Here is a 12,845-nt window from a genome sequence, read left to right on the forward strand (position 1 = left end):
TCAAATATAAGCTTTGAAATTAATTGTAACCGCAGCTACAAATAAAAAATGACGAGAAACACATGAATCGCACACCACACCTTATAATACCTGCAATATTATGCAGCGTTACTGCATTTGCTAATGCTAATACGCTATCTGATGAGTCGGCAATCGAGAAAATAACGGTTGAGGCCTCACCCACTGCAAATAAGTTGCCAGTAGGTACATTCGACTCACCTATTTCTAATTTAGAATATGACCCTCGTGTTGACCTTCAATCGCGTAATATGGCTGAGGCGCAGGCTGATGTAACTATACGCGGCGGTATTTTCGAAAACACCGGTTTTAGAGTAGGAAGCGCTACCCTGCTTGACCCGCAATCTGGTCATTATTTTGCTGAAATCCCCATTGCACCGCAAATGCTAATCGGCCCAGATGTTTTAACCGGTGCCGATAACGCACTGTACGGTATGAATAGCTCTGTAGGTACGGTTTCATTTGGTTGGAAACCGATTATTACTGGCGGTAGTGTATCCCTTGGTACTGGTACAAACGACTTTAATCTGCAAAGTATTCACGCTGCTAAAAACACACAACTTGATAGTTTAGTTAACCATACTCTGGGCTTTGAAGGTGAGTATTCTCATTCGCAAAGTGATGGCACCATTGATAATGGCGATCATGACTTTTCGCGTGCAGCGGGTCGCGTGCAATTAGCTAGCGAGCACAGCCAAACAGATTTGTTTTTTGGCTCACAAGATAAGTTTTTTGGCTGGCCTAACTTGTACACCCCTTTTGACGTTAACGAAACTGAAGATTTAGAAACCCGCCTTTGGATGCTTAATCACAAGCAAAACTACGCTGGTAACAGCAACTTTGAAGTATCTGCTTATTATCGTACCCATGACGATCACTATATTTACTCGCGCGAAAATCCTAGTGCATTTGAAGCTTTTCATAAAAGCGAAGTTAAATCGCTTGGACTTTCGGGTCGCCATGCACAAAGCGATGCACTGGCAATAAATTACTCTGCACAATTTATTGATGATTCGATTGAATCAACCACACTTGAAAACAACTTTACCTCACGAAAGTATTACAAGCTGAGTATATTGCCCCAATACACAATAGCGCTAAACAACCAACAGCTTACCTTTCGTTTAGGCGCAGCCTATGACGATACAAATCGTGATGATGCTGAAGTATCAGCTATTGGTGACATAACCTTAAACACCCAAAATAGTGACGGCACAGCACAAACCCTTTACTTATCATACGCGCAGGCGAGTCAAGTTGCAGGCTACACAGCCATTGGCGGCAGCGACTCTGGCGGGTTATTTAGAAGTAACTACAACCTTGAGCGCGAAACCACTTCAAACTTGGAGCTAGGTTTATTACTTGATGAGCAAACTTGGCAACTTAATTCGGCTATTTTTTATCGAAAAGATAATAACTTAACCGATTGGACCTTTAATTTTGATTCAACTTCAGCGCGCTTTGCAAACCCAGTTGATATTGATACAGCAGGGGTTGAATTTTTAGCGACTAAGCACTTTGATACAGCAAAACTTATAGCAAGCTACACCTATTTACATAAATCAGAAAACTACGGCGCAGCCGATATTGATGCCAGCTTTTACGCGTTAAACTTTCCTGATCACCGTTTAACACTTGGCGCTGTGTACAACCCAACTGATATTTTAGAATTTAGAATAGATAACGAATGGCGTACACAACACAAAAATGCACTTAGAAACGGCAATGACAACGCGTTATTTACCCAGCTAACGCTTAAAATAACGCCGCCACAGTTGAGTAATTTATTTATCACCTTAGCGGCAGATAACTTATGGGATGAGTCGTTTGAAGAAATACCAGGTACACCAGGGCGCGGTGAGCAATATACGTTAAGCGCAACGTATAGTTGGTAACTAGTAACGTAAGCAAGCTTCACGTCTACAAAACAGACACAAACCTCCACTTTGGCAGTAGACGCAGAGCTTGCTCGCGTGAAAAGCGCAGCTTTTAATTATTTAGAGTCCAGCGACTTTTACCGTCTTTGTGAACCTTATTGACGGGCAATGCGCGTAACGTAAGCAAGCTTTACGTCTGCAAAAACAGACACCCCCCCCCCCACGCTGGCAGTAGACGCAGAGCTTGCTCGCGTGAAAAGCGCAGCTTTTAATTACTTAGATTCCAGCGACTTTTACCGTCTTTGTGAACCCTATTGATGGGCAATGCCCGTTACGTAAGCAAGCTTTACGTCTACAAAAACAGACACAAACCTCCACTTTGGCAGTAGACGCAGAGCTTGCTCGCGTGAAAAGCGCAGCTTTTAATTATTTAGAGTCCAGCGACTTTTACCGTCTTTGTGAACCTTATTGACGGGCAATGCCCGTTACGTAAGCAAGCTTTACGTCTGCAAAAACAGACACAAACCTACACTTTGGCGGTAGACGCAGAGCTTGCTCGCGTGAAAAGCGCAGCTTTTAATTACTTAAAATAAATACACAGTAATAAATAAGTGTAAATATATGTGTATTTTAATAGCTCACTAAGTGAGCTCTTCGAGCTCTGTAATAAGCGCTAGAGCTTGTGCATTTGTTGACCCGCACACATCAAACGTGGCGCTAAAATCGCTACACACTTTAGGCCGACTTTCATCACCAAATAACTTACATAAATTACGTTCGTCCAGCTGAATACAGCGCTCTCCGGCTTTTTTACCATTTGGCATACCTGGAATAGGCGAACTAATACTTGGCGCAATACAACATGCGCCGCAGCCTAGCCTGCAATTCATCGATTCGGTTTTCATAATTTCCTCTGAATAAAAAACACTTACTTTAATTTCTTTTTAGGAACTTAATTAGTCGCATAGCGAGTTGTAACACACATATGTAATGCTTTGTTACATCTTAAAACAGCTTGTAAACACTTTATTGCGTATTATTGCTCTGTCACCACCAATTATGAAGGAATGCCTTGTGGCTACTACAAAACAAATAATACTCCCAATCGCTGTTTTAGCAGGCGGCATTGCGCTAGCTATAGCCTTTAAGATGATGAAACAGCCACCTGAAGAAAAGCCAGAGCAAGATTTACGTCCTTTAGTAGCAACACAAAGCGTACTTTTAGATTCTATAACGCTCGATGTTAAATCGTACGGCATTGTTAAACCAAAGGACCGTACCGAGCTGATAGCACAAGTTAGCGGGCAAGTTATTTCGGTATCAGATCAATTTGTTGAAGGCGCGTTTGTAAAGCAAGGCGATATTTTAGCACGAATTGATGCAAATGATTACGAGGCAGACTTTATTGAAGCGCAAGCAGGTTTAGCACAAGCAAGCTCTGCACTTGAAATAGAACGCGCACAAGCACATGTAGCAAAAGCTGAGTGGGAGCGTATTAAGTCAGACTCAAGCGACGCTATTGCATCAGAACTTTATTTACGAAAACCACAGCTGGCAGAAAAATTAGCGCGTTACCGCTCTGCTCAAGCAAGTGTTAAGCGTGCTAGCCGCAATCTTGAACGTACTTATATTAAAGCCCCTTATGATGCCATTATTAATGAGCGCACAATTAGCTTGGGGTCAGTAGTAAACCCAGGTAATAGTTTTGGTGCATTGAGTGCAACCTCAGTTGCAGAGGTACGTTTACCGGTTGCCGATCAAGAACTGCAATATTTAAAAAATGGCGGCGTAGGCTCAAATGTTACATTTAACGCAGAATACGCGGGTAAGCAAACAATGTGGCAGGCCAAAGTAATTCGCACCGAAGGTGTGGTTGATCAAACAAGCCGTATGAGCTACTTGGTTGCACAACTTGCAACACCTTATGGCGATAAAACACGCCCTCTTCGTTTTGGTTCGTACATTAACGCTACCATTGAAGGTCGCCCACTTGATAACGCAATTATTGTTGCGCACCACTTAGTTAAAGATAATAAAATTGTAATTTTAAATGACGATTTAACATTGTCGTTTAAAACTCTCAATATTATACGCGAACAAAACGGCATGATTATAGCCAGCCAAGGGTTAAAAAATGGCGAGCAAATTGTTACCTCAGCGCTTGAATACCCAACTGAAGGTATGGCAGTAAAAATTGAAGATATTGCGCCTGATAAAACTGATGTAACTCAACTTGCGCTGAAAGAGGAATAATCATGAACACTCGTGAAACAGGGTTAATAGCATGGTTTGCCCGAAATCCCGTTGCAGCCAACCTACTAATGATATTTATATTAGTGGGCGGTATCTTAATGGCGATGACCATTCGCAAACAAATGTTCCCACAGTTTGAAAGCAACTGGATAAGCGTACAAGCAGTTTACCCAGGTGCAGCCCCGCAAGAGGTTGAAGAAGGCATAACCATAAAAGTTGAAGAAAACCTCGAAGGTATTGAAGGTATTAAACGCCTAATTACTTACTCTAACCGTGGTTTTTCACAAGCCTGGATTGAAATAGAAGAACAATACAACCCACAAGAAGTACTTGATGAAATTAAAGTACAAGTTGATTCAATAAACACCTTTCCTGCAGGGATGGAACGCCCTGTTGTGCGCCGCGATAAGTTTGAGCAAGAAGTAATGATACTCGCGCTTTACGGCGACATGAGTAATTACCAGTTAAAAGAGCTTGGCAACGATATAAAAGACGAGCTACAAGCACTGCCTCACGTGAATCTTGTTAATTTTAACGGCGGCTTAGAATACGAAATTGGTATAGAAGTCAGCCCCGATAAACTGCGCGAATATGGCTTAACATTTAGAGATATTGCAGGCGCGGTGCAAAACTTTTCGGCAAATATGTCGGCGGGGCAAATACGCTCTGAAAATGGTTATATTTCGATGCGTGTTGAAAAACAAGCCTACCGTGGTTTTGAGTTTGAAAAACTGCCACTTATTACCCTTGCTGATGGCGCACAAATTTATTTAGGCGATGTAGCAACTATTAATGATGGCTTTGAAGAAGGTCTACAATATTCAAAATACAATGGTAAAAATTCACTCTCGTTTGAAGTAAACGCATCAAAAGATCAAGACATTACCGATGTAGCAAAAGTCCTTAAAAGCTACATGGCAACTAAAGAGCCACTTTTACCTGCAGGCGTTAAGCTCTCTCCTATTGTTGATTTAACTTACTACCTTGAAGGTCGACTCGATATGATGGTCGATAACATGATTTGGGGTGGCTTGTTAGTAATGATAGTGCTGGCACTATTTTTACCGCTACGCTTAGCATTTTGGGTAATGATGGGCTTACCGGTGTCTTTTCTGGGCGCCTTTTTGTTTATGCCTATTGGCTTTTTAGATGTAACAATTAACCTAGCCTCTCTTTTTGCCTTTATACTTGTACTCGGGATTGTTGTTGATGACGCCATAGTTGTGGGCGAGTCAGCCAGTGCCGAAATAGAAAAATACGGCCACACACTTGATAACGTAGTACGCGGTGTTAAACGTGTTGCGATGCCAGCGACCTTTGGTGTACTAACGACTATTGCGGCATTTTTACCACAAACACTCGCAACCGGCCCTGGTGCTGCTTTTTCTAAAGCCATTGGTGGCGTTATTATTTTATGTTTGATTTTTTCACTCATTGAATCAAAACTAATTTTACCTGCGCATATTGCAGCAATGAACCCGCGTAAACCAAACCCTAAAAATCTATTACATCGCTTACGTATGGTGATTGATAGCAGCTTAAAAGGCTTTGTGAATAACTACTACCTTCCTTTTGTTAGCCGCTGTATTCACTACCGCTATACCGTAATTGTTGGCTTTATGTGTTTGCTTATTGTAAGCGCAGGTATGTTTGCAGGTGGTTTAGTTAAGTTTGTACCAAACCCTAAAATACCGCACGACTTTCCACGTATTGATATCGAAATGAACCTTGCTTCATCTGAGCAAGCAACACTTGAAACTGCACGTAAAATAGAAAGCGTGTTATTAAAGGTCGATCAGCAACTACAAGAGCAATACGGTAAACCGATGATCCGCGATTTATCGGTAAGCCTGCGCGGACGAACGCAAGCAAATATTATGGCCATTTTGGTAGAGCCTGACTTACGCCCTATCGATACCTTTGCCCTAAGTGCATTATGGCGTGAGCAAATGCCCGCTTTACCAGGCATTAAAACCATGACCATTCAAGACAGTATAATGAATGGCGGTCGAGATGATGGCGACGTTAGCTTTAAACTTGAAGGCAAAAATGCTGACGAGCTAAAAGAAGTGGCTGGTAAATTAAAAGCCAAATTACAAACAATGGAAGGCGTTGGCGACGTAAACGATTCAATGCAAAGCGCTACCGACGAAGTGCAACTTGATTTAAAACCACTCGCTTACAGCATGGGTTTAACGCTTGCTGATGTCGCATCGCAAGTTAGCTTTAGTTACTACGGCTTAGAAGCGCAGCGAATATTGCGTGAAGGCGAAGAAATTAAAGTCATGATTCGCTACCCTGAAGACGAACGTAATTCAATAAGTGACATCGCAAGTGTGCGTATTATTACGCCTACAGGCGCTGAAGTACCGCTAAGTGAAATAGCCGAAGTTAAGTTGGTTGACGGTGTAAACCGTATTCGCCGCGAAAACTCTAAACGTACTGTAAACGTATGGGCTGCGGTAAATACCGACCAAGCCGAACCATTTGCAATTGCAGAAGAAATTCGTGACGAATACTTACCAACATTACTTAAAAGCTACCCTGGCGTTACAAGTGATGTAGCTGGGCGCATTCAAGAAGAGATGGATAGTGCTTCAGAGCAGCTTCGTGACTTTGGTATATCAATGATGATTATATTTGCCTTGTTAGCCATTCCGCTTCGCTCTTACTCGCAGCCACTTATTATAATGTCGGTTATTCCGTTTGGTGTAGTTGGCGCGATGTTTGGGCATATGATTTTAGGCATGACTATGAGCAGCTTATCTATGTTTGGCATAATAGCTGTAGCGGGTGTGGTCGTAAATGATTCCCTCGTTATGGTTGATTTTGTAAACAAAGCCCGCGCCGAAGGTGTTGCAATTAAAGATGCTGTAGTACAAGCCGGTGCTCGTCGCTTTAGAGCAATACTACTCACCTCAATCACTACCTTTATTGGTGTAATGCCAATTATTTTTGAAACGAGTTTACAAGCTAAAATTGTTATCCCGATGGCTGTATCACTTGCTTTTGGTGTGTTATTTGCCACAGTAATTACACTGATACTTATACCGTGCCAGTATGTTGCACTAGAAGATGCTAAACGATTAGTTCGTAAAATGCGTGGCAAGCCGCCACTAGTAGATGCCCAACCAGCGCCTACAAATAGCTAAATTAAGTAATATCCCAACCAAAAAAGCTCGGCATATTATGCCGAGCTTTTTATTTTTAGCTTAAAAATGATATTCACCTATTTGCTAACAATACTTCTATTACTTATTTTTTAACACCCAGGATAGCTTTGGCAACAGTCCTAATAATTGAGAGATATTGCTCGTTTTTTATCTTTAATACGTTATGGTATTTAAATAATAAATAGACATAATAAAGTTAAGGAACAGCCATGAATACATCTCCCTCTGATCACATTCCTCAAGAAGCCTTTGATTGGTATGACGAGTACGCCCACGGTTTAATGGACCGACGTACTTTTATGAAAAAACTCGGTGGCCTTGCCGCACTTGGCTTTTCGATGGCTGTACTTACATCAGCATTATTACCTAATTACGCATTGGCTGAACAAGTGTCGTTTAATGACGATGATATTAAAGCAACATACGAAGAATTTGATTCGCCAGACGGGCACGGTAAAGGCAAAGGTTACTTAGCAACCCCTAAAAACATAGAAGGTAAGCTTCCTGTTGTACTCGTGGTACACGAAAACCGTGGTTTAAACCCGTACGTAAAGGATGTAGCAAGGCGTTTAGCTAAAGTGGGCTTTATTGCATTTGCACCCGACGCGCTTTTTCCACTGGGTGGCTACCCTGGTAATGATGATGAAGGACGCGCTATGCAAAAAACCATGGATCGCGCTAAAATTCAAAACGATTTTGTTGCCGCAGCGCACTTTTTAAAATCGCATGCTAACAGTAACGGTAAGTTAGGCGCTGTCGGTTTTTGTTTTGGTGGCTACATTGTTAATTATTTAGCGGCAGTAGATAGTAATTTAATCAGCGCAGGCGTTCCTTTTTACGGCACTCCTGCCAGTGAAAGTTTACGTAAAAATATTAAAGCACCGTTAATGATTCAATTAGGCGAGCTGGATAAACGTGTAAACGCGTCGTGGCCACAGTACGAACAAGATTTAAAAGCTAATAATGTTGAATACACTATGCATATGTATAAAGGGGCAAATCATGGATTTCATAACGACTCGACAGGTCGATATGATAAAGACAATGCCGAGCTTGCATGGCAACGTACCGTTGAGTTTTTTAATAAAAAGCTAAGTTAGCGAATAAAAAATAATGCCACCAGCTCTAAGCCGGTGGCACTATTAAAAATACTTGGTTTTTATTAACTTTAATTTTTTTTGCTACGCATAACTAATAACGACAACAAAACAAGTAAATAAATACTCAAAGAGCCACCGCTACTAGAGCCATCTTTATTCTCGACTTTTGCAATTTTTTCTTCTTTAACACGTGTTTTAAACCTTGATAGTTCTGCATCTAAATTAGTAGTCATATCACTAACTGCTAGATTAAAACCTTCAGCCGACTTTTCAGATAACGTTTCATCAATACCTATTGCTGTTGTTCTTTTTTCAAGTTTACTTATACCTGGTGCTCTAAATAACATTTTTCTACTTTTAATATCAAAAACAGCTGTATCCACAAAGGTTTGAATTGTATTTTCATTACCTGGAATAACGTACATACCCACTATTGTCCAATAAAGTAAGGCTGCATTATTTTCATACGATTGCGTAACTTGATCATATGAAACCAGTGCCATTACATCTACATCGTAAAGCCTCCCGACTTGCTCGAGTGTTGCAAAACCTTCACCTCCTTTTAAATAGGTACTTGGTATAACTTCAATGCGGTCAATGTAATCATATTGTAGAAATGACTTTTTTACTTTTTCGAGTAACTCGACTTGGTTTTGGGTCTCTAACCCGTCTGGCTGCCAGTTTTTAGACGGTACAAATGCAATTCCGACGGTAACAGGGAGTTTTAAAACAGGTATCTCAGGTTTATAGGTAGAGCGGCTTTGTTGATCAGGATATAAGAAGTCCATTAAGCTACTAGATTGCGTATTTTTACCTGTATTGTTACTCACAAACGAACTACAAGAAGCAAGTAAGGTCGCCATAAAAATAATTATATATTTATTAAATTTCACATTTATTCCTTTTTATTTTTAATTTAATTCAGTTACGTGCCAAAGCTCACCCGATGGTCCCCATAAGTAAATAACGCTACCCCAAGGTTCTTGTTTTATACCCTCAAAGCGGATATCAAAACCGTTTAGGTTACTAATGAGTTCATATGCTTCATCTATATTTAACACACAAAGTTGCAGCATTAAGTTTTCAGCAAACGTTTTATTATAATAACGCTGTAAAAAAAACGTACATTCGCCAAAAGTACACACGCATAAATCATTTGAGGCATCTTCAATCTTAAATCCCAGCGCTTTATAAAAGCGCTGAGATTGCTCATAATTTTTACAGGGAATAAAAATTCTAATATCATCAACTTGCATAACTCTTCCTTAATTAGCTCAGTACGCTTTTATCAATAATTCCTTTATTTACCAACTGCTGCAAAATAGCTTGGGATTTTGCTCTGCATGCATCACGTAGTAAACGCACCGCTGGGGTTATTGACTGCCTACTTGGGCAAATAAGCCAAAGTTCACCATTAACATGTTGATAATTTTGCATTACAGTAACCACCCTGTCATTGAGTAAATCGTCAGCCATATCAAGGGCTGATTTTACAGCCAAGCCTTTACCCGCAACGCACCAGCGCCTTACTAAATCGCCATCGTTTGAGGCGCGCCTGCCATTCATTTTAACTTTATATTTTGACTCACCATCGGTGAATTCCCACGTATTATTTATAATATCCTGCAACTGATAAAACAAACCTTGATGCGACGCTAAATCATCGGGATGCATGGGAGCCCCGTTTTGTAAGAGATATTCGTCAGTTGCACATAACAAGCGCGGTACGTTACAAATTTTGAATCCATAAACGCTAGCATCATTAGGCGAGCCATAACGAAGCGCTATATCAACTGAGTCACGGTAAAAGTCGATATTACTATCACTTATATGCGTTCTTAAACTTAGCTTTGGATAAGTGTCCATGAGTTCATCAATCCATGGGATCACTAAGTTACGGCCTAAATCAGATGAAAGGGCAACGCGTAACTCCCCTTCTATTTCGTCGTGCTCACCTTTTAGATTTTGCTTTGCAAGCTCAAGTACAGCTAAAGCCTGCTCACATTGTGGTATGTAGCGCTCCCCAGCAGCCGACAACCTTAAATGACGTGTTGTACGAACAAACAGCTCGCTACCAAGGGCTGCCTCAACACGTTTAATAGCGGCGCTTGCTGTGGCTGTACGCATATCTAACTTAGCAGCTGCAAGCGTAATACTTCTAAACTCAGCGACTTTTAAAATAAGTTTTAAATCTTCTATGTTCATATTATCTATTTATATTTGATAATGATTCAACGATTATGCGGTTTATTTACATTAAAGCAAGGTCTACTATATATCCATCAGCTAGCCAAAGCATGGCTTGCATCTTATACGTAAACAAATTAGGACACTTATTATGAAAGCCATTGGTTATAAAAAATCTCTTCCTGTTTCTAATCCTGAATCGTTAATTGATGTTGAATTACCACAGCCAGTTGCAACAGGTCGCGATTTATTAATTAAAGTTAAAGCTATTGCAGTTAACCCAGCAGATTACAAAGTGCGCCTATATATGCCACCAACAAACGGTGAAGTAAAAGTTATTGGTTGGGATGCCGTTGGTGAAGTGGTTGCAACAGGTGAAGCTGTAACGGCATTTAAACCGGGTGATGCGGTTTATTACGCAGGTGATATTACTCGCCCAGGTAGTAATGCAGAATTCCAATTAGTGGATGAGCGCATTGTAGGATTTAAACCGCAGAGCTTAAACGATGCTGAAGCTGCTGCATTACCACTTACTGCAATAACAGCGTACGAATTATTATTTGAGCATTTAAACATTGTAAAACAAGCAGCTGATGCAACAACAAAATCAGACGAAGTTATTTTAGTAACAGGTGCCGCAGGCGGCGTTGGTTCTATTTTTATCCAGCTTGCTAAAACGATTACTGGTGCAACAGTGATTGCCACTGCATCGCGTGAAAGCTCACAAGCATGGGTTAAAAAACTAGGCGCAGATTATGTTGTTGATCATACAAAACCATTACCGGCTCAAATTGACGCATTAAACATTGGATCGGTAACACATGTAGCAAGTCTGCACAGTACTGATACTTACTTTGAAGCGTATACGGAGGTACTTGCACCATTTGGTAAAATTGCAATGATTGACGATCCTGAGTCATTAGATGTGAGTAAATTAAAAATGAAGAGCTTATCGCTACATTGGGAATTTATGTTTGCCCGCTCAATGTTTAATGCCAAAGATTTAATTGAGCAAAGCAAGTTACTAAATCATGTTGCTGAGTTAATTGATCAGGGCCATATTCAAACAACGATTGGTAAAAATTTAGGCATTATAAATGCGGCTAACCTGCGTATTGCACACGCAGAACTTGAAGAAGGTCGCTCTATTGGCAAAATAGTGTTGGAAGGTTTTTAATTCCATAAATACTAAACACGCGCAGCCTGAATTAATTGAAGGCACCAATGTAATTGGTGTCTTCAGCCAATATTTTGGGTGGCTATGGCTGTATTTATATTTATTAAAGAAACTATTACCTAATAATATTTGATAATGATTCAACCACATACCTGTTTATCATATTGTAATAACCCACTACTATCCGTACCTAGCTATATTGATAGGCCTTACTTTACGTAGATATCAATTGAACTAAATAAGTAGAGTGATTTAAAAACACGATATTATTTTTGTAATAAATTTTTAAAAGGGTTTGTTTTTACTAAAACTGACTCAACATAGTAAATACTGGTAAAACACCTACTCAATGGAGAAACTAATGACTCACCCTATTATTAATGACTTAGAAAAGCGTTACACAGCAAAACGTTACGATGCAACGAAACGTGTATCTCAAGACGATTTAGCCGTTATTTACGAAGCTATGCGCCTATCTCCATCATCTATTAACTCGCAGCCTTGGAAATTCATCGTAATTGAATCAGATGAGGCTAAAGAGCGTATGCATAGTACATTTGCTAATAAATTTGCGTTTAACCAGCCACATATTAAAACAGCTTCGCATATAATATTATTCGCTCACAATCCTAAATATACTCGCGATGACTACGCACAAGTTATTGATGCCGACATTAAAAATGGTCGAACTAAAGCAGAAAATCGCGAACAAGCTTTCGGTGCTTATGCGTTTGTTGATATGAATACTGATGAGCAAGGCATTAATGAAGAGTGGACTAAAGCACAAACTTACATTGCACTGGGTAACACTATGCATGCCGCTGCACGTTTAGGCATTGATTCAACCCCAATGGAAGGCGTAGATGCCGAGCTGATTGGCGAAGTCTTTGAAAAAGAACTTGATGGTTACGTATGCGACGTCGCATTAGTACTTGGCTATCATGATAGCGCTGAAGATTATAATGCTAAATTACCTAAATCTCGCTTAGCAAAAGAGCAAGTTATTCAGGTTTTATAAGTAATCCGTTATAAACTTAAATGATAACAATATTAAAAAACC

General features: G+C 40.2%; 10 protein-coding genes. 6 read left to right on the forward strand and 4 right to left on the reverse strand.

The features are described 5' to 3' along the window. Positions 1-62 precede the first annotated feature (62 nt). Entirely contained in the window at positions 63-1,913 is a 1,851-nt protein-coding gene (locus DO88_RS18040) for a TonB-dependent receptor plug domain-containing protein (protein WP_033037708.1), read from the forward strand. A gap of 623 nt (positions 1,914-2,536) precedes the next feature. On the opposite strand, the gene DO88_RS18035 is transcribed toward DO88_RS18040, so the two are convergent. Continuing rightward, positions 2,537-2,800, reverse strand: coding sequence for a YkgJ family cysteine cluster protein (locus DO88_RS18035; RefSeq protein WP_008134548.1), 264 nt, complete (start codon positions 2,798-2,800; stop codon positions 2,537-2,539). A gap of 169 nt (positions 2,801-2,969) precedes the next feature. Between DO88_RS18035 and DO88_RS18030 the strand changes: the two genes are divergently transcribed. The 3 genes from DO88_RS18030 (at position 2,970) to DO88_RS18020 (ending at position 8,421) form a co-directional block, all read left to right on the forward strand. After that, positions 2,970-4,148 carry an efflux RND transporter periplasmic adaptor subunit gene (locus DO88_RS18030; protein ID WP_033037709.1) on the forward strand — a complete coding sequence of 393 codons (1,179 nt, stop codon included), beginning with the start codon at positions 2,970-2,972 and terminating at the stop codon, positions 4,146-4,148. 2 nt (positions 4,149-4,150) lie between these two features. Then, complete coding sequence (locus DO88_RS18025) at positions 4,151-7,300, forward strand: efflux RND transporter permease subunit (protein WP_033028732.1); 3,150 nt, start codon at positions 4,151-4,153, stop codon at positions 7,298-7,300. A 230-nt stretch (positions 7,301-7,530) separates the two neighbouring features. Further along, positions 7,531-8,421 (forward strand): dienelactone hydrolase family protein, encoded by an 891-nt coding sequence (locus tag DO88_RS18020; RefSeq protein ID WP_024607552.1) that lies wholly within the window; start codon positions 7,531-7,533, stop codon positions 8,419-8,421. A 68-nt stretch (positions 8,422-8,489) separates the two neighbouring features. Here DO88_RS18020 and rhlP read toward each other — a convergent pair whose 3' ends face one another. Genes rhlP through DO88_RS18005 form a run of 3 tightly spaced genes read right to left on the reverse strand, consistent with a single transcriptional unit; the run spans position 8,490 to position 10,626 of the window. Further along, positions 8,490-9,284 (reverse strand): rhombotarget lipoprotein, encoded by a 795-nt coding sequence (gene rhlP / locus DO88_RS18015; protein ID WP_050482403.1) that lies wholly within the window; start codon positions 9,282-9,284, stop codon positions 8,490-8,492. Positions 9,285-9,332: 48 nt separating this feature from the next. Continuing rightward, positions 9,333-9,677, reverse strand: a complete 345-nt coding sequence (locus DO88_RS18010; protein ID WP_007375815.1) for a hypothetical protein — start codon at positions 9,675-9,677, stop codon at positions 9,333-9,335. A 13-nt stretch (positions 9,678-9,690) separates the two neighbouring features. Continuing rightward, positions 9,691-10,626, reverse strand: coding sequence for a LysR family transcriptional regulator (locus DO88_RS18005; protein WP_033037710.1), 936 nt, complete (start codon positions 10,624-10,626; stop codon positions 9,691-9,693). Between the two features lie 133 nt (positions 10,627-10,759). Here DO88_RS18005 and DO88_RS18000 point away from each other — a divergent pair, with 133 nt between their 5' ends. Then, positions 10,760-11,785 carry a zinc-binding alcohol dehydrogenase family protein gene (locus DO88_RS18000; RefSeq protein WP_033037711.1) on the forward strand — a complete coding sequence of 342 codons (1,026 nt, stop codon included), beginning with the start codon at positions 10,760-10,762 and terminating at the stop codon, positions 11,783-11,785. 361 nt (positions 11,786-12,146) lie between these two features. Continuing rightward, entirely contained in the window at positions 12,147-12,803 is a 657-nt protein-coding gene (locus tag DO88_RS17995) for a nitroreductase family protein (protein ID WP_033037716.1), read from the forward strand. Positions 12,804-12,845 lie beyond the last annotated feature (42 nt).

Source organism: Pseudoalteromonas sp. S3431 (assembly GCF_000690035.1).
Classification (GTDB): Bacteria; Pseudomonadota; Gammaproteobacteria; order Enterobacterales; family Alteromonadaceae; genus Pseudoalteromonas; species Pseudoalteromonas fuliginea.